19 protein-coding genes are annotated in these 25,796 nt (G+C 72.1%); 12 read left to right on the forward strand and 7 right to left on the reverse strand.

Annotated features, from left to right (window positions below; all coding sequences use genetic code 11):
- Positions 1-127: 127 nt before the first annotated feature.
- Positions 128-4,735 carry a discoidin domain-containing protein gene (locus CS0771_RS14700; protein ID WP_244870794.1) on the forward strand — a complete coding sequence of 1,536 codons (4,608 nt, stop codon included), beginning with the start codon at positions 128-130 and terminating at the stop codon, positions 4,733-4,735.
- A gap of 122 nt (positions 4,736-4,857) precedes the next feature.
- On the opposite strand, the gene CS0771_RS14705 is transcribed toward CS0771_RS14700, so the two are convergent.
- The 4 genes from CS0771_RS14705 to CS0771_RS14720 all read right to left on the reverse strand — a co-directional run bounded on the left by CS0771_RS14705 (position 4,858) and on the right by CS0771_RS14720 (position 8,023).
- Entirely contained in the window at positions 4,858-5,388 is a 531-nt protein-coding gene (locus CS0771_RS14705; RefSeq protein WP_212841488.1) for a hypothetical protein, read from the reverse strand.
- Between the two features lie 60 nt (positions 5,389-5,448).
- The gene (locus tag CS0771_RS14710; protein WP_212845837.1) at positions 5,449-6,093 is read right to left on the reverse strand and encodes a lysophospholipid acyltransferase family protein; all 645 of its coding nucleotides are present in this window, start codon (positions 6,091-6,093) and stop codon (positions 5,449-5,451) included.
- Between the two features lie 37 nt (positions 6,094-6,130).
- A complete protein-coding gene (locus tag CS0771_RS14715) occupies positions 6,131-6,706 on the reverse strand; it encodes a TetR/AcrR family transcriptional regulator (RefSeq protein ID WP_212841489.1) in 576 nt (191 codons plus the stop codon).
- A 63-nt stretch (positions 6,707-6,769) separates the two neighbouring features.
- The gene (locus CS0771_RS14720; protein ID WP_212841490.1) at positions 6,770-8,023 is read right to left on the reverse strand and encodes a lipocalin-like domain-containing protein; all 1,254 of its coding nucleotides are present in this window, start codon (positions 8,021-8,023) and stop codon (positions 6,770-6,772) included.
- Positions 8,024-8,340: 317 nt separating this feature from the next.
- On the opposite strand from CS0771_RS14720, the gene CS0771_RS14725 reads away from it, so the two are divergent.
- The 6 genes from CS0771_RS14725 (at position 8,341) to CS0771_RS14750 (ending at position 14,857) form a co-directional block, all read left to right on the forward strand.
- Positions 8,341-9,807, forward strand: a complete 1,467-nt coding sequence (locus CS0771_RS14725; RefSeq protein WP_212841491.1) for a cellulase family glycosylhydrolase — start codon at positions 8,341-8,343, stop codon at positions 9,805-9,807.
- Between the two features lie 144 nt (positions 9,808-9,951).
- Positions 9,952-11,331: a UDP-glucose/GDP-mannose dehydrogenase family protein gene (locus tag CS0771_RS14730; RefSeq protein WP_212841492.1), complete on the forward strand. Its 1,380-nt coding sequence runs from the start codon at positions 9,952-9,954 to the stop codon at positions 11,329-11,331.
- Between the two features lie 85 nt (positions 11,332-11,416).
- Positions 11,417-12,421, forward strand: a complete 1,005-nt coding sequence (locus tag CS0771_RS14735) for an aldo/keto reductase (RefSeq protein ID WP_212841493.1) — start codon at positions 11,417-11,419, stop codon at positions 12,419-12,421.
- Between the two features lie 185 nt (positions 12,422-12,606).
- Positions 12,607-12,945 (forward strand): RNA polymerase-binding protein RbpA, encoded by a 339-nt coding sequence (locus tag CS0771_RS14740; protein ID WP_203745364.1) that lies wholly within the window; start codon positions 12,607-12,609, stop codon positions 12,943-12,945.
- Positions 12,946-12,958: 13 nt separating this feature from the next.
- The gene (locus CS0771_RS14745) at positions 12,959-13,291 is read left to right on the forward strand and encodes a hypothetical protein (RefSeq protein WP_212841494.1); all 333 of its coding nucleotides are present in this window, start codon (positions 12,959-12,961) and stop codon (positions 13,289-13,291) included.
- Between the two features lie 519 nt (positions 13,292-13,810).
- Complete coding sequence (locus tag CS0771_RS14750; RefSeq protein WP_244870796.1) at positions 13,811-14,857, forward strand: hypothetical protein; 1,047 nt, start codon at positions 13,811-13,813, stop codon at positions 14,855-14,857.
- A gap of 1 nt (position 14,858) precedes the next feature.
- Here CS0771_RS14750 and CS0771_RS14755 read toward each other — a convergent pair whose 3' ends face one another.
- On the reverse strand, positions 14,859-15,377 hold the full coding sequence (locus CS0771_RS14755; protein ID WP_212841495.1) for a DinB family protein: 519 nt from the start codon (positions 15,375-15,377) through the stop codon (positions 14,859-14,861).
- A gap of 125 nt (positions 15,378-15,502) precedes the next feature.
- On the opposite strand from CS0771_RS14755, the gene CS0771_RS14760 reads away from it, so the two are divergent.
- Entirely contained in the window at positions 15,503-16,885 is a 1,383-nt protein-coding gene (locus CS0771_RS14760) for a sigma-70 family RNA polymerase sigma factor (protein ID WP_212841496.1), read from the forward strand.
- Positions 16,886-17,017: 132 nt separating this feature from the next.
- On the forward strand, positions 17,018-17,782 hold the full coding sequence (locus tag CS0771_RS14765) for a sulfite exporter TauE/SafE family protein (RefSeq protein ID WP_212841497.1): 765 nt from the start codon (positions 17,018-17,020) through the stop codon (positions 17,780-17,782).
- Positions 17,783-17,951: 169 nt separating this feature from the next.
- On the opposite strand, the gene CS0771_RS14770 is transcribed toward CS0771_RS14765, so the two are convergent.
- Positions 17,952-18,515, reverse strand: coding sequence for a CGNR zinc finger domain-containing protein (locus CS0771_RS14770; RefSeq protein WP_212841498.1), 564 nt, complete (start codon positions 18,513-18,515; stop codon positions 17,952-17,954).
- A 111-nt stretch (positions 18,516-18,626) separates the two neighbouring features.
- On the opposite strand from CS0771_RS14770, the gene CS0771_RS14775 reads away from it, so the two are divergent.
- The 3 genes from CS0771_RS14775 to CS0771_RS14785 all read left to right on the forward strand — a co-directional run bounded on the left by CS0771_RS14775 (position 18,627) and on the right by CS0771_RS14785 (position 24,521).
- A complete protein-coding gene (locus tag CS0771_RS14775; protein WP_212841499.1) occupies positions 18,627-19,607 on the forward strand; it encodes a DMT family transporter in 981 nt (326 codons plus the stop codon).
- Between the two features lie 220 nt (positions 19,608-19,827).
- Entirely contained in the window at positions 19,828-21,231 is a 1,404-nt protein-coding gene (locus tag CS0771_RS14780) for a diguanylate cyclase (protein WP_212841500.1), read from the forward strand.
- Between the two features lie 68 nt (positions 21,232-21,299).
- The gene (locus tag CS0771_RS14785; RefSeq protein ID WP_212841501.1) at positions 21,300-24,521 is read left to right on the forward strand and encodes a hypothetical protein; all 3,222 of its coding nucleotides are present in this window, start codon (positions 21,300-21,302) and stop codon (positions 24,519-24,521) included.
- A 64-nt stretch (positions 24,522-24,585) separates the two neighbouring features.
- On the opposite strand, the gene eis is transcribed toward CS0771_RS14785, so the two are convergent.
- Entirely contained in the window at positions 24,586-25,776 is a 1,191-nt protein-coding gene (gene eis / locus CS0771_RS14790; protein ID WP_212841502.1) for an enhanced intracellular survival protein Eis, read from the reverse strand.
- Positions 25,777-25,796: the final 20 nt, after the last annotated feature.

Raw genomic sequence — 25,796 nt, forward strand, 5'->3', positions numbered from 1 at the left:
CACGTAGCACCACGTCGACCGCCCGGTTCCGCTCACCGTCCGCGGCACGCCCGGCCACCACGCCGGATGCACGCCACGCCGGTTGCACCCCCGCCCCGGCGCTCCGTCCCTGTGAAAAAGGACAGTGATGAGACGAAAGAATCCGATCAGGACGGTGGCGATCGCGCTCGCCACCGCGATGATCGCCACCGCAGGATGGGCGGCGGTCGCGCAAGCGGCCGGCGGACCCAACCTCTCGCTCGGCAAGTCCGCCTCCGCGAGCTCCGTCAACGGCCCCTACGGCACCGGCAACCTCAACGACGGCAACAAGGGCAGCTACTGGGAGAGCTCAGGCTCCCTGCCGCAGTGGGCGCAGCTCGACCTCGGCGCCGCCACGGCGATCGACCAGGTCGTGCTGAAGCTGCCGGACGGCTGGGGCACCCGCACCCAGACCCTGGCCGTGCAGGGCAGCACCAACGGCAGCACCTTCACCGACATCGTCGCCGCCCAGGGGTACAGCTTCAACCCGTCGGTGGCGAACAACTCGGTGACCATCAACTTCCCGGCCACCTCGCCGCGGTACGTCCGCGTCAGCATTTCCGCGAACACCGGCTGGGCCGCCGCGCAGCTCTCCGAGCTGGAGATCTACGGCACCGCGAGCTCGTCGACCAACCTCGCGCAGGGCCGCCCCACCACCGAGAGCGGCCACGCCGACGTCTACGACTCCGGCCGTGCCGTCGACGGCAACCAGGGCACCTACTGGGAGAGCGCCAACAACTCGTTCCCCGAGTGGCTGACCGTCGACCTCGGCGCCGCCGTCGCGGTCAACCGGGTCGTGCTCAAGCTGCCCACCTCCGGCTGGGGCACCCGCTCGCAGACCCTGTCCGTGCAGGGCAGCACGAACGGCTCGACGTTCAGCGACCTCGTCGCCTCGGCGTCGTACACCTTCAACCCGGCCGTGGCCGGCAACTCGGTGACGATCAACTTCAGCCAGACCACCACCCGGTACGTGCGGATCGACATCACCGCCAACACCGCGTGGCCGGCCGGGCAGCTCTCCGAGGTCGAGGTGTACGGCCCCGGCAGCGGCACCGACACCACCGCGCCGAGCGTGCCGGGCAACCTGACCCTGAACGCGTCGGGCACCACCATCACGCTGAACTGGAACGCGTCCACCGACAACGCCGGCGGCAGCGGCCTGGCCGGCTACGACGTCTACCGCAACGGCACGCTGGCCGCGCAGGTCGGCGCCGTCACCAGCTGGCAGGACACCCAGCCGACCTCGGCGACCGTGTCCTACTACGTGCGCTCGCGGGACAACGCGGGCAACGTCTCGGCCAACAGCAACACGGTGACCCGCAACGGCACCACGCCGGACACCACCCCGCCGAGCGTGCCGGGCACGCTGAGCCACACCACGTCGGGCACGACGATCACCCTGAACTGGGGCGCGTCCACCGACAACACCGGCGGCAGCGGCATCAAGGGCTACGACGTGTTCCGCAACGGCACCTTCGTGCTGACCACGGGCAACGTCACCACCTGGAGCGACACCCAGGCCGCCTCGGCGACCGTGTCCTACTACGTCCGGGCCCGGGACAACGCCGACAACGTCTCCGGCAACAGCAACACGGTCACCCGGACCGGCGGCGACGTCACCGCGCCGAGCACGCCCAGCAACCTCACGCAGAGCACCTCGGGCACCACGATCACGCTCAACTGGAGCGGATCGACCGACAACTCCGGCGGCAGCGGCCTGGCGGGCTACAACGTGTACCGCGACGGCGGCCTCATCGCCACCATCGGCACCGCCACGACGTACCAGGACTCGCAGCCGGCCACGGCGACCGTGTCCTACTACGTGCGGGCGCGTGACAACGCGGGCAACCTGTCCGGCAACAGCAACACCGTCACCCGGACCGGCACCCAGCCGCCCGGCTGCACCAACGTGGCGCTGGGCAAGACCATGACCGCCAACGGCTCGACCTTCACCTTCACCCCGGAGAAGGCCAACGACGGCCAGGTCGCCACCTACTGGGAGGGCGCCGGATACCCGGCTCAGCTCACCGTCGCGCTCGGCGCCAACCACAGCATCACGCAGGTCAACGTGAAGCTGAACCCGGACCCGGCGTGGGGCACGCGTACCCAGAACATCCAGGTCCTGGGCCGCGAGCAGTCGTCGAGCACGTACACCAGCCTGGTGTCGGCGGCGAACTACCAGTTCACCCAGGGCAGCAACGTGGTGAACATCCCGGTCAGCGCGAACGTCGCCGACGTGCGGCTGAGCATCAACTCCAACACCGGCGCCCCCTCGGGCCAGGTCGCGGAGTTCGAGGTGTGCGGCACCCCGGCGCCGAACCCGGACCTGACCGTCACCAACGTGTCGTGGACCCCGAGCTCGCCGAACGAGGCGTCGACGATCTCGCTGACCGCGACCGTCAACAACACCGGCAACCAGACCGCCGCCGCCTCCAAGGCGGGCCTCTACCTCGACGGCGCCCTCAAGGGCACCGTGGACGTGCCGAGCCTGGCCGCCGGGGCGTCGCAGGCGATCAGCCTGTCCATCGGCAACCTGGCCCAGGGCTCGTACGCGGTCAGCGCCCGCGCCGACACGGCGGGCACGGTGTTCGAGCAGAACGAGAACAACAACACCGCCAACGCCGCGTCGAACCTGACCGTGGCTCAGGCCCCCGGCCCTGACCTGCAGGTCACCGGGATCACCACCAACCCGGCCAACCCGGCCGTGGGCGCGCCGGTCAGCTTCACGGTGACCGTCAACAACCGCGGCACCACCGCCACCGGCGTCACCACGGTGACCCGGGTGACGGTCGGCAGCACGGTGCTCAACACCAACACCGCCTCGATCGCCGCGGGCGCCACGGTCAACGTCGCGGTCACCGGCACCTGGACCGCGACCAGCGGCGGGGCGACCATCACGGCGCTGGCCGACGCCACCAACCTGGTGGCCGAGACCAACGAGACCAACAACAGCCGTACGCAGTCGATCGTGGTCGGCCGCGGCGCGGCGGTGCCGTACACCTCGTACGAGGCGGAGAGCGCCAGCCACAACGGTGTCCTGCTGGAGACCGACGCGCTGCGCACCTTCGGGCACACCAACTTCGCCACCGAGTCCTCGGGCCGCAAGTCGGTGCGCCTGAACAGCCAGGGCCAGTACGTCGAGTTCACCTCGGTGAACCAGGCGAACTCGATCGTGGTCCGCAACTCGGTCCCGGACTCCGCGAGCGGCGGCGGCCAGGACTACACGATCAGCCTGTACATCAACGGCACGTTCAACCGGAAGCTCACCCTGTCCTCGGTGCACAGCTGGCTCTACGGCACCACCGACGACCCCGAGGGCCTGACCAACACCCCGCAGGCCGACGCGCGCCGACTGTTCGACGAGTCGAACGCGCTGCTCGGCACGTCGTACCCGCCGGGCACGAAGTTCAAGCTGCAGCGTGACTCGGGCGACAACGCCTCCTTCTACATCATCGATCTCATCGATCTGGAGCAGGTGGCCGCGCCGCTGAGCAAGCCGGCCGAGTGCACCTCGATCACCAACTACGGCGCCGTGCCCAACGACGGCGTCGACGACACGGCCGCCATCCAGGCGGCGGTGACCGCCGACCAGAACGGGCAGATCAGCTGCGTGTGGATCCCCGAGGGCCAGTGGCGGCAGGAGCAGAAGATCCTGACCGACGACCCGCTGAACCGCGGCACCCACAACCAGGTCGGCATCAGCAACGTCGTCGTCAAGGGCGCGGGCATGTGGCACTCCCGCCTCTACTCGCTGATCCAGCCGCAGAACGCGGGCGGCATCAACCACCCGCACGAGGGCAACTTCGGCTTCGACATCGACAAGAACACCCAGATCTCCGACCTGGCGATCTTCGGCTCCGGCCGGATCCGCGGCGGTGACGGCAACGCCGAGGGCGGCGTCGGCATCAACGGCCGGCTCGGCGTCGGCACCAAGATCACGAACGTGTGGATCGAGCACGCGAACGTGGGCGCCTGGGTGGGCCGCGACTACTCCAACATCCCCGAGCTGTGGGGCCCCGGCGACGGGCTGGAGTTCAGCGGCATGCGCATCCGCAACACGTACGCCGACGGCATCAACTTCACCAACGGCACGCGCAACTCGACCGTGTTCAACTCGTCGTTCCGCAACAACGGCGACGACGCGCTCGCGGTCTGGGCCAGCAAGTACGTGAAGGACACCTCGGTCGACATCGGCCACGACAACCGCTTCCTCAACAACACGGTGCAGCTGCCGTGGCGGGCGAACGGCATCGCGGTCTACGGCGGCTACGGCAACAAGATCGAGAACAACCTGATCTACGACACCATGAACTACCCGGGCATCATGCTGGCGACCGACCACGACCCGATCCCCTTCACGGGTCAGACGCTGATCGCCAACAACGCGCTCTACCGCACGGGTGGCGCCTTCTGGAACGAGGACCAGGAGTTCGGTGCGATCACGCTGTTCGCGGCGACGGTGCCGATCCCGGGTGTCACCATCCGCGACACCGAGATCTACGACTCGACGTACGACGGCATCCAGTTCAAGTCCGGCGAGATCCCCGGGGTGGTCATCACCAACGTGAAGATCGACGACTCGAACAACGGCGCGGGCATCCTGGCCATGGCCCAGGCCCGCGGCAGCGCGACGCTGACCAACGTCACCATCACGAACTCGGCCGACGGCAACATCGTCACCCAGCCGGGCTCGGGTTTCACCTTCACCGGCAACTGATGTGAAGTAAGGAAAGGGCGCCTTCTCAACGCTCCGCGTCGAGAAGGCGCCCTTTCGGGCGTCCGCGCCCGGCCGAGGCCCGCGGTTTCGGGGAAACTGCGAGTTCGTGCTGCTGGATACCTTCAGTTTCCCCGAAAGTGCGCGCCATTCGTGGGCCGGCCGCCGTAGAGGCTCACGCGGTGGTCGGCGACCTGTCGTGGGGTGCGCTCCAGGAACAGGCCGGGATGGGCGGCGGCGTTGCCGACGCGTACCGTCCAGTCCTCGTACCACCACTGGGCTGAGCAGGCGCAGCCCATGAAACGGAAGTTGGCGTGGTAGAGCCCGACCTGATGCTCGGCGACCGTGAACAGGCGCCGCCGGTGGCCACCCCGCGGGTACACGGCGCCGCTGCCGGTGGCGTACATGGTGACGCCGTCGTCGGCCGGGGTCAGTTCGAGGGGGACGGCTGCTGCGGCACTGGTGCCGGAGAGGACGCGCTCGGACAGCCGGTAGCCGGAGCTGGAGTCCGCGACGACGTCGTGCACCACGACCGCGTCCTCGGGCAGCGGGTCGGGCAGCGGCAGCACCCGGGGCACGTTGCGGCGTAGGCCGGCGTGCGCGGCGCCGCGCTCGTCCTGCCGCCATACGACCCTGATCCGCTGGATCACCACCACCAGGCCAGGTTAAGAAGGGCACCTTCTACTACGCAAAGCGTTAAGAAGGTGCCCTTCCTTTCAGGGGGTCAGGGCGAGGTCGTTGAAGGCTTCGGCGGGCTGCTGGCCGGAGAGGTGCTGGATGGCGGCCATGATGTCGTCGGTGACCTGCCGGCGGGCGCGGCCGACGCTGATGCCCGGCGGCTGTTCGAAGCGCAGCGGTGCGCCGAAACGGACCGTGATGCGGCCGGGGCGGGGCAGGCGCGCGCCGACGGGCTGGATGCGGTCGGTGCCGAGGACGGCTACGGGGACCACGGGCGCGCCGGAGGCGAGGGCGAGCCAGGCCACGCCGGTGCGGCCGCGGTAGAGGCGGCCGTCGCGGGAGCGGCTGCCCTCCGGGTGGATGCCGAACGCGCCGCCGTGCTGGAGCACGTCGAGCGCGAGCTCCAGGGACTCCTGGGCGGTACGGTGCCCGCCGCGCTGGACCGGGATGGCGTCCAGGCCGGTGAGCAGGGAGCGGGTGAGGCGCCCCTTGAGGCCGGTGCCGGTGAAGTACTCCGCCTTGGCCAGGAACGCGACCCGGCGGGGCGTCATCAGCGGGATGATGAAGCTGTCCAGGAAGGACAGGTGGTTCGCGGCCAGGATCAGCGGACCGTCCGGCGGGACGTGCTCGCGGCCCTCGACGACGGGCCGGAACGCGAGCCGCGAGATCGGGGTCAGCACCATCCGGGTGGCGGTCTGGATCGACACGGGTCCTCCTAGGTCAGGCCGGGCCCAGGTGGGCGTCCAGCGCGGCGCGCAGCAGGGGGTCGACGTCTTCGGTCTGCACGGTCATCTGCAGGCTGCCCCACTGCCAGAGCTGGGCGATGCCGTGCAGGTTGGCCCACAGCGCACCGGCGACGACGACGGCCGGGGGAGCCGGGACGCCCGCGCGGGCGCGGCCGACCAGGCCGACCAGCACCCCGAACAGCTCGCGGCTGGCCTCCCGCAGGCCGATCTGGTTGCCGCGCAGCAGCTCGTGGCGGAACATCAGCTCGAACATGCCGCGCTGGGTGTGCGCGAAGTCGAGGTAGCGGCGGCCCAGGGCGAGCAGCGCGGCGCGGGGGTCGGCGTCGTCGCCGAGCCCGGCCAGGCGGCGGCCCAGGTCGAGGTAGCCCTCGCGGGCGATGGCGGACAGCAGCGACAGGTGCGTCGGGAAGTAGCGGCGCGGTGCTCCGTGCGACACCCCGGCTCGCCGGGCGATCGCGCGCAGGGTCAGTGCGCCGGTGCCGTCGCTGGTGACCAGCTCGACGCCCACCGCGACCAGGCGGTCGCGCAGCGTGGTGTCCGGATCGGCCATAGACAGTGTCTACCAGCTGCGGTAGACACTGTCTACTCGCCGCGACGGTGCCCTTTCTTCTCGTCAGGAAGGGGAGGGTTTGGGGGCCGGCTGGGTGTTGAGCAGGCCGAACTGGGCGTTGTCGAGAGTGCCCGTGCCGGTGACGCGGTAGCCGGGGCCCATGGTGCCGAGGCTGAGCCTGACCTCGGCCTCGCTGCGCTCGTACCAGGCGGGCTTGCGGGTGCCGCCGCGCTCGGTGCCGCTGCGTGAGGCCTGGAGCACCGCGCCGCTGCCGTTGACGTACGGCCGTCCCGGCACCAGCCGGTCGCCCGCCGTCAGCGTGACGACGGCCGAGTTCTCGCCGGTGTAGTTCCACTTCACCTCGGGGAACGAGCCGTCGTCGGTGCCGGACTGCATCTCCGTCGCGTTGAGCGTGTCGTCGGCGTACGCGGCCACCAGCCGTTTCTTCGCCTCGATGTCGTCGATGAGCAGCACCGTCAGGTCGGTGGAGTCGTACGTGCCGCGCAGGTGGATGTCGCGGGCGACCACCGAGTACCGGTCGGCCACGCCCATGCCGGTACGCCAGCGCTCCACGAACTGCGGCAGCGGCACGTTTCCCCAGGTGTGGTCGTGGTACGCGGTGCCGGTGAAGTCGCGCTTCTCGTCGTAGAACACGATGTGCCCCTGCGCCTTGCCGGACGGCATGGCGGCGTACCAGGCCTGGTAGTCGTCGGGCCCGCCCAGGTAGACGTGCCCGGTGCCGGGCCGGAACGGCGGCGCGAGGCTGATCAGGTCGAGGTTCAGGGTGATGTTGTCCGCCGAGCCGCGCAGCTGGTAGCCGTTGAGGTCGCCGGTCAGCCGGAACGGCCCCACCTTCACGTCGCAGCGGTCGGTGGCGCTGGAGAACTCGTTCCAGCTGTAGGTGCGGAACACGCTGAACTCGTTGCCCCACGGCGTGGTGATCAGCAGGTTGACCGCCGGGCGGCGGTCGGCCTCGGCGGTGAGCCCGTCACCGGGGCGGGTCTTCAGGGTGAAGGCCACCACGATGCCGTCCTCGCCGGTCAGCTCGGTGTGCCACCACTCGTACACCCGGGGATCGGCGTTGGTCGCCGCGGTGCGGAACCCGTCCTCCCACGCCTGGCAGCTGTCGGCCTTGAGGTTGAGCAGGGCGAAGTCGTTCGGGGTGAGGCCGTAGTGGTTGATCGTGGGGCCGACCCGCGACGGTGCCGCCTCCTCGGTGCGGCTGCACCCGGCGAGGCCGGGGACGGCGGCCAGGGAGCCCGCGGCGAGCGCGCGCAGCGCGGTGCGGCGGGTGAACCTTCCGGGATTCTCGTTCATGTCGCCGTCCCATATCGCCCGAGCGCCGCATCAGGCCCCATTGCCCTGGTTTGCGTAATGTAGCCCACGTCCGTGCCGCCCGGAGGCGAGATCGCCAGCCTCCGATGCCCGGGTATGGGCGGTGAAAGTTTCACGGGTCATCGGGTCCGATCTGCACTCGATGGATGTAGATGTTGCGAAGGCGTTTCAGGCGGCTTAAGCTCCCGTGCTGTGGGAGCGCTCCCGGTCGTTGACCTGGTTCTTTCCTGGTCACTCTCGTTGCCCGGCGGGAGGTGCCGGGGCGTTTCCGCTCCCGATCCCCTGACGAAAGGCTCGTCATGAGACTCCTGTCGCGCGCGTCCCGGCGCGGCCTGGTCGCCGCCACGGCCGCCGGTGCGCTGGCGCTCGGCCTGGCCGCGGCGCTGCCCGCGGTGAACGCGATGGCGGCGGCCGGCTGCTCGGTCACGTACACCGTGAACCAGTGGCAGGGCGGCTTCACCGCCAACATCACCATCAAGAACCTCGGCGACGCCATCAACGGCTGGACGCTGGGCTTCACGTTCCCCGACGCCGGTCAGAAGGTCACCCAGGGCTGGTCGGCGACGTACGCGCAGAGCGGCGCCGCGGTCACCGCGGCCAGCATGAGCTACAACGCCGCCCTGGCCACCGGCGCGTCGGCGAACATCGGTTTCAACGGCAGCTGGACCACCGCCAACCCGCTCCCGACCGTGTTCACCCTCAACGGCGTCACCTGCACCGGCGGGGTGGGCCCCACCAGCACGCCGTCGGGCGGACCGACGCAGTCCCCGTCGGCGTCGCCCCGGCCGTCCAGCTCGCCCTCGGCCAGCCCGTCGCAGCCCACCGGGCAGACCCCGGTGGCGATCAACGGGCAGCTGCGGGTGTGCGGGGTCAACCTGTGCAACCAGTACAACCGCCCGATCCAGCTGCGCGGCATGAGCACGCACGGCCTCCAGTGGTTCGGCAACTGCTACAACGACGCCTCGCTCAACGCGCTGGCCTCCGACTGGCTGGCCGACCTGCTCCGCATCTCGATGTACGTGCAGGAGCAGGGCTACGAGACCAACCCCTCCGGGTTCACCAACCAGGTGAACAACCTGGTGGAGGAGGCGACCGAGCGCGGCCTGTACGCGCTGATCGACTTCCACACGCTCACGCCCGGCGACCCGATGTACAACCTGGAGCGCGCGAAGACGTTCTTCGCGGCGGTCTCGGCCCGCCACGCGAGCAAGAACAACGTCATCTACGAGATCACCAACGAGCCGAACGGCGTCAGCTGGAGCACCATCAAGAGCTACGCCGAGCAGGTCATCCCGGTGATCCGGGCGAACGACCCGGACGCGGTCGTCATCGTGGGCACCCGCGCCTGGTCGTCGCTGGGCGTGTCCGAGGGCGGCAACGCCACCGAGGTGATCAACAACAAGGTGAACGCGGCCAACGTGATGTACGCGTTCCACTTCTACGCCGCCTCGCACCAGGCCAACTACCGCAGCGAGCTGGAGCGTGCGGCGGCGTCGCTGCCGATGTTCGTCACCGAGTTCGGCACCGTCACCTACACCGGCGGCGGCGCGGTCGACCAGTCCAGCAGCACCGCCTGGTTCGACCTGATGGACCGGCTGAAGATCAGCTACGCGAACTGGACGTACTCCGACGCCAACGAGGGCAGCGCGGCGTTCCGGCCGGGCACCTGCGCCGGCGGCAGCTACGCGGGGACCGCGAACCTGACCGAGTCCGGCAACTTCGTGCGCAACCGGATCCGTACCGCAGACAATTTCCCGACCAGCTGATCAGGTAAACGTGAACAGGGCTCCGCCGAACACGGCGGGGCCCTGTTTCGTTTCGGTGGGTTGTGGAGACTCGTTGGGGTCTGTCGGGATGTCCGAATGCCGGTAGGTTGTCGGGATCTCGCCGTCTTCGGGAAGGGACCCAACATGAAAGTCTGCGTGGTCGGCACCGGTTATGTCGGCCTCACCACCGGCGTGAGCCTGGCCTACCTGGGCCACCAGGTGACCTGCATCGACCTGGACGAGTCGAAGATCGAGCAGCTGCGGGGCGGCCGCCCGCCCATCTACGAGCCGCACCTCGACGAGCTGATGGCCGAGGCCGCGCACAACCTGACCTTCACCACCAGCTACGAGGAGGGCGTGCCCGGGGCCGAGGTCGTCTTCGTCGCGGTGCAGACCCCGTCGCTGGCCAACGGCAGCCCGGACCTGCGCTTCCTGCGCTCGGCGGCCGAGAGCATCGGCCGCACCGTAGGCGACGGCTTCACCGTGGTGGTGAACAAGTCCACGGTGCCCATCGGCAGCGGCAACTGGGTCGACGCGATCCTGCGCGACGCATACGAGCAGCACCACGCGCGCCGGGCGGCCGGCGAGTTCGCCGTCGCGTCCAACCCGGAGTTCCTGCGCGAGGGCTCGGCGCTGCACGACACCCTCTACCCCGACCGCATCGTGATCGGCTCGGACAACCCGCGCAGCCTGGAGGTGCTGGCCCGGCTCTACCGGACCGTGCTCAACCAGTCGTTCACCCCGCCGTCCTTCCTGCCCCGGCCGGACCAGACCGACGCCGTGCCGCTGGTCTCCACCGACCTCGCCTCCGCCGAGCTGATCAAGTACGCCGCGAACGCGTTCCTGGCCCTGAAGATCAGCTACATCAACGAGATCGGGCGGCTGGCCGGCAAGGTCGGCGCCGACATCGTCCAGGTGGCCCGGGGCACCGGCCTGGACGCCCGGATCGGCTCGCGCTTCCTGCAGGCCGGGCTGGGCTGGGGCGGCTCCTGCTTCGCCAAGGACACCGCCGCGCTGATCGCCACCGCCGCCGAGTACCACCACGACATGCCGATCGTGCGGGCCGCCCGCGACGTCAACCAGCGCCAGCGCACCCTGGTCGTGGACCGGCTGATGGAGGAGCTGCGCATCCTCAAGGGCCGCCGGATCGGCCTGCTCGGGCTGGCGTTCAAGCCCAACACCGACGACCTGCGCGACTCGCCCGCGGTCGACGTGGCCCGGCTGCTGCTGGCCCGCGGCGCCCGGATCCGGCTGCACGACCCGGTCGCCGCGGAGCGCTTCCGGCGCGAGCACCCCGACCTGGCCGAGCACCTGTGCCACAGCCTCGACGAGGTGTTCGACAACAGCGACGCGGTGGTGCTGTGCACCGAGTGGGCGCAGTACCTGGAGCTGGACTGGAGCAAGTTCGTCGGCCTGATGAACAACCCGGTGCTGCTCGACGGGCGGCTGGCCCTCGACCCGGGCCGGCTGTCCCGCCTCGGCTACCGCTACCTGTCCCTCACCGGCGACTCCGGCGCGGCCTGATCATCGCGGCTGGAGCGCGCTTGACCTGGAGCGCGCTCCAGCTCCTAGCGTGGGTCGGGTCAAGCCGTGGACAAGGGGGACCGACATGAAGAAGGTGGCACTCGGCCGCACCGGCGAGCAGGTCAGCCAGCTCTCGCTGGGCTGCATGATCATGGGTACGACCACCGACGAGCCCACGTCGTACGCCATGCTCGACCGCTACACCGAGGCGGGCGGGGACTTCCTCGACACCGCCAACTGCTACGCGTGGTGGTCGCGCGAGGGCAGCCTCGGCGGCGAGAGTGAGGAGCTGCTCGGGCGCTGGTTCGACCGCACCGGCCGCCGCGACGACGTCTTCCTGGCGACCAAGGGCAGCGCCATGGTCTGGGAGCAGGACGGGCTGTGGTCCGGTGGTGAGCCCGACTGGGACCTGGCCCGCCGCCGGTTCGAGGGAGCCGGGGCGGCGACCCTGGTCAAGGCCCTCGACGACAGCCTGCGCCGGCTGCGCACCGACCACGTGGACCTCTACTACGTGCACGTCGACGACCGGCGCACCCCGCTGGAGGAGACCCTGGAGGCCCTGGCCGGGCTGGTCGCCGCCGGCAAGACCCGGTACGTCGGCTGGTCGAACGTACGCACCTGGCGGCTGGAGCGCATCCGGCAGCTGTGCGCGCGCAACGGCTGGCCCGCGCCGGTGGCGCTGCAGCAGCAGCACACCTACCTGCGCCCGCGCGCCGGGCTGGACAACTCCTCCATCGTGGACGGCCAGCAGCTCGACTACCTGCGCGAGCACGACGACCTGACGCTGGTGGCGTACTCGCCGATCCTCAAGGGCGTCTACGACTCGGCGGCCAAGCGCGCCGGGCACTGGTCGATGGACGCCTACCGCGGCCCCGACGCCGAGGCGCGGCTCGCCGTGCTGGCCGAGGTCGCCGCCGAGGTCGGCGCCGCGCCGAACCAGGTGGTGCTGGCCTGGCTGCTGCGCGCACAGCCGTCCGTCGTCCCGCTGATCGGGCCGCGCACGCTGGAGCAGTACGACTCGGCGTACGCGGCGCTGGACGTGGTGCTGAGCGACGAGCAGGCCGCCCGGCTCGACGCGGCGGGGGCCTGACCGGGCCGCGCCACGCGGCATGAAGACGGTCACCCTGCGTTGCCGTGGTCGCGCGGGATGCGAAAGGGTCATACTGTGTCCCGGGCCGCGTGAGCGGCCACGGCGGGTGGGACCCCGAAAGGGAACACCACCGGCACCCGTGTCGTCTCGTCACGGGAAGAAAAGTCGAACCGTGAGGAGCGGGTATGGGCGAGCGCGTGCTGCGGGGCAGCCGACTGGGCGCGGTCAGCTACGAGTCGGACCGCAACACCGAATTCGCGCCGCGGCAGACGCGGGAGTTCTCCTGCGGCAACGGCCACCGGTTCGAGGTGCCGTTCGCGATGGACGCCGAGGTGCCCTCGACGTGGGAGTGCAAGTTCGACGGCAGCGTGGCGCGGCTGGTCGACGGCTCCGAGCCGGAGCAGAAGAAGGTCAAGCCGCCGCGTACGCACTGGGACATGCTCCTGGAGCGGCGCTCGATCGAGGAGCTCGAGGAGATCCTCGAGGAGCGGCTCGCCGAGGTGCGGGCCAAGCGCGGTCGCTGACCGGGCAACCCTGATGGCGACGGGTCAGCAGCAGGTCGCCGGCCGGCTGGCGCTGGTCGTGCTGCTGCTGACCCTGCTGACTCTGGGCGCGTACGTCGCGCTCATCGTGGCGCAGGGCGGCGCGCCGGTCGCCTGGTTCACCGGCGGGCTGCTGCTGGCGGCCCTGCTGGCGGGACAGGCGTGGCGCACCACCCGGCGCCGGACGGCGGCCCTGGTCGTGACCGGGGTGCTGCTGTGCGTGCTCGGCGTGCTGGCCCTGGCCACGATCGGGCTGCCGCTGCTCGCGGCGGGCGTGATCGCCTTCCTCGCCGCCGCCCGCACCCGCGCCACCACCAGCACCGACTGACCCGCGCCGCGGCGTTCATCGCGCATGATCGCGACTTCGTGTCAGAAAGCGCGGTCCCGGCGCCGCATGATCGCGGTCTCGTGTCGAAAAGTCTGGTCTGCCGGGTCATGATCGCGACTTCGTGTCGAAACCTGTGGTCCAGCCGCACTTTGTGACACGAACTCCTGATCATCGCACCGGGGGTGCCGGCCTCACGCCATCGCGGGTGCGGACTCCGCTCGCGGGCGCGGAGCAACTCCCCTCGCGGGTGGGGAGCCGGGGCCGGGTGGTGTGCCATTGTCGGTGCGCTATGTCACCGTCCGTGAGTAGATCGCCACCTGGTGGCAGTGCGAGCTGCGGAAACTCGGGCTGAAGGCGGTGGATCACTGTCCGTCGTCACGGACCGCGACGCTCGGAGGCTTTCCGGACGCGGCGCTGTCGCGGTAGTCTGCCTTCCGGCCGCGCCCAGCCCCTCCGACCCCCGGCGGCCGCCGTCGCGCATCCCCCTTCCGCGCGACGGGCGACGGAAGGACCCTGTACGTGCCTGCCCCGGTGCGCCGCCCGCGTTCCCGTCCCGCGTCCCTGCTGGCCGCTGTGCTCGCCGCCGTCGTGCTGATCACCGGCTTCCCGGTGTCCGCGTACGCCGAGCCGAACGAGATCCCCAACGCCAAGATCGCCCAGCTGCGCCAGAACCTGGAGAGCGTCGCCGGGCAGTACCTCGAGGCCGAGGCCGCGCTCGCCAAGGCGAAGAAGGAGCAGGTCGCGCTCAACCAGCGGATGGCCGCGGCCGAGAACCGCTACACGCGCAGCAGGTCCAGTGTCGTCAAGTACGCCGCCGAGGCGTACAAGTCCGGCCGGCTGGGCGTCATCGGGGTCATGCTCAACGCGAACTCGCCCGACGACTTCCTCGGCCGCACGGCCGCGCTGGAGCGGATGACCGCCCGCGACGAGGCCCGCATCGGCGAGATGGTCGCGGCCCGCAAGGAGATCGAGGAGGCGAAGGCAGCCGTCGACGCCGCCGTCGCCGAGCAGGCCAAGCAGACCAGGGAGATGGCCAAGCTGCGCAAGGCCGCCGAGAAGGCGCTGTCGGCGGTCGGCGGCGAGGCCACCCGGGGCTGGGTCGAGCCCGGCTCGCCGCTGGCGATCCCCGCGCCGCGCAACGCCGACGGCACCTGGCCCAAGGAGATCTGCAGCATCAACGACCCGACCAAGCCCGCCCCGGCGTGCATCACGCCGCGCCTGCTGCACGCCTACGAGCAGGCGCGCAAGGCCGGGTTCAAGCGGTTCACCGCGTGCTGGCGGCCCGGCGACATGTACGAGCACCCCAAGGGCCGCGCCTGCGACTTCGCCGTCGCGTCGGGCGGCGGCTTCGGTGGCACGGCCTCGGGTGACGCCCGGACCTATGGCAACAAGCTCGCGTCGTTCTTCGTGAAGAACGCCAGCAGGCTGGGCGTGATGTACGTGATCTGGTTCTGCCAGGTGTGGCTGCCCAGCTCCGGGTGGCGCAGATACTCGCCGACCGGCTCGTCGTGCGGTGACTCGCCGTCCAGCGACCACACCGACCACGTGCACCTGTCGGTGTACTGAGCTACTGCCCGGCCTGGCCGTCGATGCTCTCGCGCATCAGGTCGAGGTGGCCGCAGTGCCGTGCGGTCTCCTCGATCATGTGCGTCAGCGCGTACCGCAGCGTGAAGCTGTTGCCCTCGCCGTGGGCCCGCTCGTCCAGGTCGGCAGCGCCCTCGGCGACCGTGCGGGACCGCGCGCACTCGGTCTCGTAGGCCGCGACGATGTCCGCGAGCGTGTCGTCCGGTGCGAGCGGGAAGCCGCCGTGCGGCTGCTCCGCGCTCCACGGCCACGGCAGGTCCAGCCCGGCGAAGTCGATGCCGAACCAGAAGCGCTCGACCCCGGTCAGGTGTTTGACCAGGCCGGCCGGGGTCAGCGCGGAGGCGGGCACGGGCCGGGAGAACGCCTGCTCGTCGGTCAGCCCGGCGACCTTGAGCAGCACCGTGGCCCGCAGGAAGTCGAGCATGCCGGTGAGCGTCTGCCGCTCGGTGCCGTCCTCGGGCGGGCGGGTGCGCACCACCGGTACGAGAGGTTCGTCGATCATCCGGGCACCGTACGGGCGGGGGCTGACATTTCTGCCTCGCGTGGACAGAAATTCTCGCGTTGGGTGTAATGACCCGGCCGGTGGCGAGACCTACTAGCGACGAACCGCTACCTCGGGAGGCAGTCATGCGGTCAGACACGTCCCTGGCCAGGGCCGCCGCGGCAGGAGACCGGGAAGCCTTCGACCGGCTGTACCGCATGTACCGCCCCGGCCTGCTCGGCTTTGTGTACCGGCAGGTCGGTGACCACCACCTCGCCGAGGACCTGGTGCAGGAGACCTTCCTGATCGCCTGGCGGGACCTGGCCAAGCTGCGTGATCCGCAGGCGGTGCGGACCTGGCTGTTCTCCATCGCGTACAAGCGGTCCATGAGCGCCGTGGCGCAGACCGTGCCCGCGCCGCTGCCCGACGCCACGCTGCTGCCCGACGACGCCCCCGGCCGCCATCCCGAGCGCGCCGCCGAGCAGCGCGAGGCCGCCGAGCTGGTCTGGGCCGCCGCGCACGGCCTCCAGCCGCGCCAGCGCGCCGTGCTGGAGCTGGCCGTGCGCTGGGAGCTGTCCAGCCGGGAGATCGGCGAGGTGCTCGGCGTCGGCACCGCCCACGCCGCGGTCCTGGTGCACCGCTCCCGGACGGCCCTCGGCGGCGCGGTGCGCACGGTGCTCATCGCCCGCCGGCACGGCCGCTGCGCCGGGCTCGACGCGATCGTGCACGGCCGCCGCCGGCTCACCTCCCGCGAGCGCTCCCGCGTCGAGCGGCACGTGCGCGACTGCGGCCAGTGCCGCCGCCTCAGCGCGCACAACGGGGCGTACGCGCTGCTCGCCGCGCTGTTCGTGCTCGCCGACGGGCCGGTGCCCGGCGCCGCGCCGGTGCGGACCGCGGGGTGGTCGCTCGCGCTGCCCGCCAAGATCGCGTTCGCGTGTGCCGCGACGGCGGCCGTGGTGGCCGGGGTGTACGCGATCGGCCCGCTGCCCGGCGGCGCCGAGGTCGACGGCACGGGCCTGGCCGCGGCGGTCACCGGGCCCGTCGGGTCCACGCCGGGCGCCTCCGTCGCGCCGTCGTCGGCGTACCCGAGCGTCGCCGCCTCGCCCACGCTGTCGCCGTCGGCGAAGCCCAGCCCCAGCAAGGCGCCGACCACCCTGGAAGGGCAGATGCTCGCGCTGGTCAACGACGCCCGCCGGAAGGCCGGCTGCAAGGCGCTGCGGGCCGAGCCGAAGCTGGACAAGGCGGCCCGCGGGCACAGCGCCGACATGGCCAAGCGCGACTACTTCTCCCACGAGACCCCCGAGGGCGTCACCCCGTGGGACCGCGCCCGCTCCGCGGGCTACGACACGCCCTCGGCCGAGAACATCGCCGCCGGCAACGCCACCGCCAAGGCCACCTTCCAGCAGTGGATGGACTCCAAGGGCCACAAGGCCAACATCCTGAACTGCTCGTCCAAGTCCATGGGCGTGGGCCGCGCCACCGGCGGCACCTACCGCTACTACTGGACCCAGATGTTCGGCTACAAGTGACCCGCACGTGATCTTCGCCGCAGGGCGGGGGCGCGCGGTCGTCGCGGGCCTAGGCTGCTGGACATCTGGTACCGAGGGACCGGGTGGGCGGCGACCGGACGGCGGCGACCAGGCCCGGGGAAGGCGTGGCGCATGGACTGGACGCTCGGCCTCGGCGAGTCGCTGGTGGTGCTGGCCGCGGGCGCGGCGGCGGGTGGCATCAACGCGGTGGTCGGCTCCGGCACGCTGGTGACCTTCCCGGTGCTGCTGGCCCTGGGCTACCCGCCGGTGGTCGCCAACGTCTCCAACACCGTCGGCCTGGTGCCGGGCTCGCTGTCCGGGGCGTACGCCTACCGCAAGGACCTCGCCGGGCACGGCCCGCTGCTGCTGCGCCTCGGCACCGCTTCGGTGCTCGGCGCGATCGTGGGCGCGGTGCTGCTGCTGTGGCTGCCGCCGGGCGCGTTCAAGGCGATCGTGCCGGTGCTGATCGGCCTGGCGCTGGTGCTGGTCGTGGCGCAGCCGTGGCTGGCCCGCAGGCTGGCCGCCCGGCAGCCGGACCGCGCGCACCGGGTCGGGCCGCTGCTGCTGCTCGGCGTCTTCGGCGCGGGCGTGTACGGCGGCTACTTCGGCGCGGCCCAGGGCGTGCTGCTGCTCGGGCTGCTCGGCGTGCTGCTGTCCACCGACCTGGTCTGGGTCAACGGCATCAAGAACCTGCTGGCCGGCCTGGTGAACGGGGTCGCCGCGCTGCTGTTCATCGCGCTCGGCATGGTGGCCTGGCAGCCCGCGCTGCTGATCGCGGCCGGCTCGGTCGCCGGCGGCCTCGTCGGCGGCCGCTGGGGCCGCCGCCTGCCCCCCACCGCCCTGCGCGCCCTCATCGTCGTGATCGGCCTCGCCGCCATCCTCCAACTCCTCACCTGACCGCCCCCCGCGGTGATCGTTCGCGCGCGGGCCTTCCCCATGATCGTTCGACTTGCCTGGCACCTGGGCGTATCTTGAGCGCGCTTTCGCCCGATTGCCTGGCAAGTCGAACGATCATCGCCGGGCGGCCCGGCGGGCGGCCCGGCGGCCGGGCGGGCGGGGCGGGGGGTCAGGGGGTGGGGCGGGCGGCGGCGGCTTTGCGGGCGCGGTAGGCGGTGACGGCGGCGCGGTTGCCGCAGCCGGTGTCGCAGAAGCGCTTCGAGCGGTTCTTGGACAGGTCGACCACGACGTTGCCGCAGCCGGGCAGCTCGCAGATGCGCAGGCGGCTCAGCTCACCGGCACGTACCACGTCGACCAGCGCCATCGCGGCCTCGACCGCCATCCGGGCGGCCAGCGGCGCGTCGGACGGGGTGGCGTGCAGGTGGTAGTCCCACTCGTCGTGCTTGACCAGCTGGGGGAGCGCGTTCGTCTCGCGCAGCAGCGCGTTGACGATCTCGACGATCTCATCCTTGCCGGCCTCGCCCAGCTCCCAGATCCGGCGCAGCCGGGGGCGCAGCTCGTGCACCCCGCGCAGCTCGGCGGCGGTGTGTTCGCGGCGGCCGGTCCACCCGTACGCCTGGAAGAACTCGTCGAGCGCGGCCATGTCGGGCAGCTTCTCGCCGTCGGAGCCGGCGGTGTTGACCAGCGCCGCCGCCGCCACGAGCGCCACCTCCGTGTCATGGGCAAAGAGCATCTTGACTCCTGTCAACGGGCTCGGCTACTGTCATGAGCATAGCGATGTTTTGCTTATTACGCGGTACGCCGGCCCCGGCCGCGACGCGTGCTCCGAACCGAGGTGAATTCCATGCAGACCCAACGTTCCGCAGGTGTCGGCCTGGGCCTGGCCCTGCTGTCCGCGGCCACGTTCGGGACGTCCGGCACGTTCGCCCGCTCGCTGATCGAGGCGGGCTGGTCGGCCGAGGCCGCGGTCGCGGCGCGGGTGGGCATCGCCGCCCTCCTGCTCGCCGTGCCCACCGTGCTCGCGCTGCGCGGCAGGTGGCACGTGCTGCGCCGCAACCTGAGCAGCGTCGGCCTGTTCGGGCTGCTCGCCGTCGCGGGCGCACAGGTCGGTTTCTTCAACGCCGTCCGGTATCTACCCATCGGGGTCGCCCTGCTCCTGGAGTACCTCGGCATCATCCTCGTCGTGTTCTGGATGTGGGCGCGGCACGGCCAGCGCCCGCGCCGGCTGACCCTGGCCGGGTCCGCCGCGGCCATGGTGGGCCTGTTCTTCGTGCTGGACCTGACCGGATCCGACCGCATCGACCCGGTCGGCGTGCTGTGGGGCCTGGGCGCGGCGGTCGGCCTGGCGGCGTACTTCGTGCTCTCCGCGCGGGTCGACGAGCAGCTGCCGTCGGTCGCCATGGCCAGCAGCGGCATGGCGGTGGGCGCGGTGGTGCTGCTGGCGCTGGGCGCGTTCGGCGCGCTGCCGCTGCGGGCGCACTTCGGCGACGTGGTGTTCGCCGGGGAGACGGTGAGCTGGCTGGTGCCGATCGTGGGGCTGTCCCTGGTCGCCGCGGTGATCTCGTACGTGGCCGGCATCGGCGCGGCCCGGATCCTGGGCGCCCGGCTGTCCTCGTTCGTCGGGCTGACCGAGGTGCTGTTCGCGGTGCTGTTCGCCTGGCTGTTCCTGGGCGAGCTGCCGGTGCCGGTCCAGCTGCTGGGCGGCGCCCTGATCATCGGCGGCGTGATCCTGGTCCGCATCGACGAGCTGCGCGCCCCGGACCCGGCGGTCGCCGAGCCGCTCCCGTCCCGGCCCGAGCCGGCACTCGCGGGCTGGCCCCGCTGACCGCCCGGCGGCCGTGCGTTTGATCGCGGTCTCGTGTCAGAAGGTGGGCTGGGAGCCGAGGTTTCGACACGAGACCGCGATCATGATCAGGGCCGGCGGTGTGCGGGGAGCGCGCCGGGGAGCCGCCGGAGGGTGGCCCCGGAAGCCGGGAAGGGCGCTCAGCCGCCGGGGATACAGTGGTAGGCCGCTGACCTGGGGAGATCGCTCATAGGAGCGCGGAATGCAGGCCGATACCGCCGACCGGCCGCGACGACCGTCGATGGCGTTACGGCACCGGGTGCGAGCCCGCTGGAACGCTGCGTCGTGGCCGCACCCGGCCTGGGTGCTCGCGCCGCTGGCCCGGGTCGGGCCGCGGCTGACCGTCGCCTTCCTCTCGGTGGCGCTGCTGCTGCCGCTGATCGGCCTGGTCGCGGTGGACGAGCAGTACCGGGCCAGCCTGCACGCGGCACAGATCGAGGCCGAGAACGTCGCCGAGCAGGTCGCGCACACCGTGGCTCAGCCCGCCGAACCCGGCCGCCCGGTGCTCTACGAGCAGCCCGCGCAGCTGCAGCGCTACGTCAGCGGCGTCCAGCGTGACGACGGCCGCGACCTGGAGATAGTCGGCCTGGACCGGCGGATCCTGGCCGACGCGCTGCCGGACGACCAGGGCCGCCTGTTCACGCTCGACGGCGGCGGCGAGGTCGCCGCGACCATGCGCGACGGGCAGCCACGCTCGTTCCTGGAGGTCAGCCCCGACTTCCCGGAAGGTATCGAGGTGATGGCGGTGCCGCTGCGCGCGGCGCACGACCGGATCGTCGGCGCGGTGCTGCTGGAGTACACGCCGCTGCACCGGGAGCTGCTCGCCGCGGGCGGCGTCACCCGGCAGGTCATCGCGGGCGCGAGCCTCACCGGGATGGCGGCCGCGCTGCTGCTCGGCTACCTGCTTTCCCGAGGGCTGGTGCGGGACCTGCGCGGGCTGACCCGGACGGCGCACCTGCTCGCCGCGGGCGACGACGCGGCGCGGGCCCGGGCCGGTTCGCGCGGCGAGCTGGGTGAGCTGGCGGCGGCGTTCAACGACATGGCCGGGCGGATCGCGGCGCAGAAGGCGACCCTGACCGAGCTGGCCGTACGCGATCCGCTGACCGGCCTGCACAACCGGCGCGCGTTCACCCAGCGGCTGGACGAGGCGCTGGCCCGGTCCCGGCGGTCCGGCGCGCCGGTGGCGCTGCTGATGCTGGACCTGGACCACTTCAAGGACGTCAACGACCGGTACGGCCACCCGGCCGGGGACCAGGCGCTGCGTACCGTGGCCGCGCTGCTGGCGCGGGAGCTGCGGGCGGTGGACGTGGCGGCGCGGCTCGGCGGGGAGGAGTTCGGGGTGCTGCTGCCCGGCAGTGACCAGGACGAGGCGGTGCTGGTCGCCGAGCGGCTGCGGGTGGCGATCGCGCGCTGCCCGATCGTGTGCGCGAGCGTGACGCTCACGGTCACCACGAGCATCGGGGTGGTGTCGTATCCGCGCTGCGCGTGCACCGCCGACGAGCTGTCACGGCTCGCCGACGAGGCGCTCTACCTGGCGAAACGGGGCGGGAGGGACCGGGTGTGCGGACCGCCCGGACCGGATCAGGGGCCGCCAGGGCAGCGGTGAGCGCGGGCGCCGGTTCCGTTGGAGAATCGTGATCAGACGTCGGTCCGTGGCACCACTACTATGCGAGCGTGATTCACGTTCCCCCGGTCCGGAAGCCGTACCCCCTGCTTGCCGCCGCCGTCGTCCTGCTGCTGCTCGGCGCGGGCGTGGCCTGGGGCGTCGGAGACGCGCTCGGCCTGAGCCACACCCCGGCCGCCGTGCCGCGCGAGGACCTCTCCGCCGCGCCACCGCGCACGGTCGCCCCGGCGCCGCGGCTGACGTCGCTCACCGTGCCGGACGACCTCCGCACGACCAAGGCCGCCACCGCCGTGGCCGACGCGCTGGCCGCCCGCGGCCTGCCCCGCCCGGCCGTGACGACGGCGCCCGTGACGCCCCCTGCCTCGACCGGCACGGCGGGTGCAACGACGACGACCGGCTCGACGGCAGCGACGGGCGCCACCGGTACGGCGGGCTCGACCTCGGCAGGCTCCACGACGGCAGGCGCCACGACCGCGCAGAACGCCGGCGCACCGCCTGCCGCCGCGCCCGACCTGTCCGCGGTCCGCGGCCTGCGCGCGGGAGTGCTCGCGACCCTCGCCGCCGCGCCCGAGGCGTACCGGATCAGTGTGCGTGGGGCCGAGCTGGCCGTCGAGGGCGCCGACATGGCGGGGACCGCGGCGGGGCTGTACCGGCTGGCCGACCGGATCCGCTCCGGCGCCGAGCCGCTGCCCGCCGCCGACGTCGACCGCCTGATCACGCCCCGGCTCGGGCTGCGGCTGACCGACGCGGGGTCGGTGGGCCGCGAGCCCGACCCGGCGCGGTTCGCCGCGGGCGACGACTACAACCTGAACACCGACGTGGTGAAGGAGGCGCTGCTGCCCCGGGCGCCGTGGGTGGACGCGAACGCGGTGGCGCGCATCGACGCGCAGTTCCGGCAGTTCGTCGACCACTCGGTGGCGCAGGGCTACAACGGCGTGGTGGTGCCCGGTTTCCTGGAGTACGTGACGTTCGCCAAGGTCGGCGACGGCCGCGCCGTCTACCCGGCCGGGGACACCCACGTCGAGCAGGCCAGGGCGATGGTCGCCGCGTTCGGCCCGGTCTTCCGGTACGCGGAGGACATGGGCGTGAAGGTCTTCATGCTCACCGACATGCTCGCGGTGTCGCCGCCGCTGGAGGCGTACCTGACGCGGACCGTGGGCGGCCTGGACGTGGCCGACCCCCGGCTGTGGGCCGTCTACCAGGCCGGGCTCTCCGAGCTCTTCGAGAGCATGCCCTTCGTGGACGGGCTGATGATCCGCATCGGCGAGGGCGGCGAGGTGTACGCCGAGGACGGCTGGGACTACTCGTCCAAGCTCGCGGTCACCACCGACGCGTCCGTGCGCGCGATGCTGCGGGCGATGCTCGACACGGCGGGCGCGGCGAACAAGGAGGTCATCTTCCGCACCTGGACCGTGGGCGTCGGCGCGGTGGGCGACCTGCACACCAACCCGGAGTCGTACGCGCAGGTGCTGGGCGGGTTCGACGACCCGCACCTGATCGTGTCCACCAAGTACACCCTCGGCGACTTCTACAGCCACCTGCCGCTGAACACGACCCTGCTGCAGGGCGAGCACCGGCGCATCGTGGAGTTCCAGGCCCGGCGGGAGTTCGAGGCGTTCGGCTCGCTGCCCAACGACCTCGGCCCGCTGCACCGGCAGGCGCTGCGCGAGTTCCTCGCCGCCAACCCGAAGGTCGAGGGCGTCTGGAACTGGACCCAGGACGGCGGCCCGCTGCGCGCGGGTCCGATGTCGCTCTACCTGCGCACCGGCTTCTGGCAGCTGTACGACCTGAACACGTACGCCGTCGCGCGTTTCGCGTGGGATCCGGCCGCCGACCCGGCGCAGGTCACCGCGGACTGGGCGTACCGCACGTTCTCCGGCGACCCGGCCACGGTGGCCGCGATCGGGCAGGCCATGGCGCTGTCCCGGCAGGCGGTGACGCGGGGGCTGTACGTCGGCCCGTACGCGGACAAGACCGTGAAGGCGCTCGGCCTGGAGCCGCCGCCGATGATGTGGATCTTCGAGTGGGACATCCCGACCGGCGACTCCGCCGCGCTGGACAGCATCTACGCGGTCACCGGCGGGCGGATCGAGGCCGCCGTCGACGAGGGCGCCGAGGCCGTCACGCTGGCCCGCCGCATGCGGGACCTGGTCGCCGCGACCGATCCGGCGACCTGGCGCGACGCCGGGCTGCGCGAGCAGTTCACCAGCACCCTGGACTACCAGGTGAACCTGTTCGAGACGCTGGGCGCGTACCGGACCATGGTGCTGCGGCACGCGCAGTGGCTGGACACCGGTTCGCGCGAGGCGAAGGACGGCTGGCGGCTGGCCGAGACGGCCTACCAGGGCGCGCGCGACGTACACCGGCAGCGCTACGGCACCGACCTGGACCTGCCCGCGTTCAACTTCACCGCCGCCGACCTGGGCGCCGAGCGCGCCGACCGGGACCCGGCCATGGCGTGGGCGGCGCGGGCGCTGCTGGCGCTGCTCCTGGTCGTGGTGCTGCTCGGGCTGCGCGGCCGCGGCTTCGGCGGCGCGGCCTGCCGGGCGCTGCTGCTCGGCGCGGTGCGGCCGTGGCGGGTCGCCGCGCTGCCGACGCCTTCGTCGCGCGCGGACCGGGTGCTGGTCTGGCTGATCCCGGCCGTGGTGCTGGTGGCTTCCCGGGGGGTCTTCACCTGGTTCGCCGCACCGGCGCATCTGCTGGTGACGCTCGGCGGGTGGTTGCTCTTCGCCCTGGTGGTACGCCTGATCGTCGGCAGGCGCGACCCGTTCCACCTGTGGGCCGTGGTCGGCGGCGTCGCGCTGCTGCGCAGCGTGCTGCTGCTGGCGGCGCTCGCCGGGCGGGGGCCGGGCAAGTACTGGTTCGCGTTCTGGACCGCGCCGACGCTGCGCACGGTCTACGTCACGGTCGCGTTCGCCGGGTTCTGCTGGCTGTTCGTGGCCACCGCCGTCGTCCTGCGCGACCGGTACGGCCTGCTCCGCCGCCGCGCCGTCGGCCTGACGCTCACCGCGGCGGGCGTGCCGCTCGGGCTGCTCGCGGGCCTGGTCGCCCTGATCGGCCTGGAGAAGGCGCTGACCGTGTGGAACGACCAGATGGCGCTGCTGCCGTGGGGCCTGTCCCGCATCCTCGGCATCACCGTGTACCTGGGCATCCCCGCCGACCTGCCCCTGTACGCCGCCGCCGCGGGCGCCGTCCTCACGGTTCTCGGCCTGCTCCTGTCCATCGGCCGCAGCCGCCCGGCCACAGTTCCGGCGGCCGACACCGCGGACTGACGGCCTCCGGCGGTTAGGAAGGGCACCTTCTACATCGCAAAGCGATAAGAAGGTGCCCTTCCTTTCAGAAGTAGTCGTGGAGGGTGGGGGCGGGGCCGGCGGTGGCGGTGCGGAGGAGGTCGTCACTCGCGGGGTCGCCGCCGGTGAGGAAGCCGGCGCGGCGGAGCTGGTCGGGGGAGGCAGCGCCCGCGTACCAGGCGGCCAGGCCGCGCGGGGTGAGGCGGATCGCGCCGGTGCCGCCGGGCTCCAGGCGGGCCTCGCCGCCGTCCACCACGAAGCGGTAGTCGCCCTGGTGCCAGGGGCAGACGTCGTCGGTCAGCGAGAGGTCGGCCGTGCCGGAGAGATGGCGAGGCCAGCCACGGGCGGCGATCGCGGCGGGGGCGTCGACCACGCGGAGCATCCAGGGCTGGGCCGAGGCGACCTTCGCGTCCACGCGGGCCAGCAGCGACCACACCGGATCCTCGGCGCCGAGGCGGAGCACGATGGTCGGGGCGACGCTGGCCCAGCCGCCGAGCATCGCCAGCAGCGTGCGCGTCGCCTCCGGGGTGGCGCCGATCAGGTCGTCGACGGTGAGCTTGCCGCTCGCGTCGTAGCCGGGGCCGCGGTCCCAGCTCGCGTACCCGACCAGGTCGCCCGCGCCGTCGAGCGCGACGGTGAAGCCGTGGTAGTCGGCCAGCAGCTGCGCCGGGGTCGCCGCGAACAGGGTCCCGGAGCGCTCCATCAGGCCGGTGCTCGCGCGCGCCACCCGGCGGTACAGCTCGTACACCGCCGGGATGTCGGCCTCGGTCGCGGGCCGCAGCGTGATCTTCGGATCGGGCCGGATCTCGGCCAGCACCCGCGCGGCCACCGTGTGGTAGGTCAGCGCGCCGATCTCCTCCCAGCCCAGCGCCCGATACGGCAGCGGGGTGGTGTCGAACAGCGAGCTGAGCGCCGCGCCCCGCTCCCGGGCACCGGACAGCAGGCTCGTCAGCACCAGCCGGCCCAGGCCGCGCCCGCGCTGCTCGGCCGCGACCGCCACCCCGGCGACCCCGCTGACCGGAACGATCCGCCCGCCGAACCACTGGCCCTGCTCCCGGTCCACCGCCTTGGCGACCAGCCGTCCCGCTTCGTCGAACACGCCCAGCGTGGTCCGGCCCGGCGCGCTGGCCGCCCAGCCGTCCGGGATGGCCTGCTCGTGATACCCGAACGCCAGGCTGCCCAGGTCCCACGCGAGCTTGTGCTCCTCCGGCCGCACCGGCCGCACCTCATACGTCACGCGCCACATCCTGCCAGCCC

The organism is Catellatospora sp. IY07-71, assembly GCF_018326265.1.
In the GTDB taxonomy this organism is placed as follows: Bacteria; Actinomycetota; Actinomycetes; order Mycobacteriales; family Micromonosporaceae; genus Catellatospora.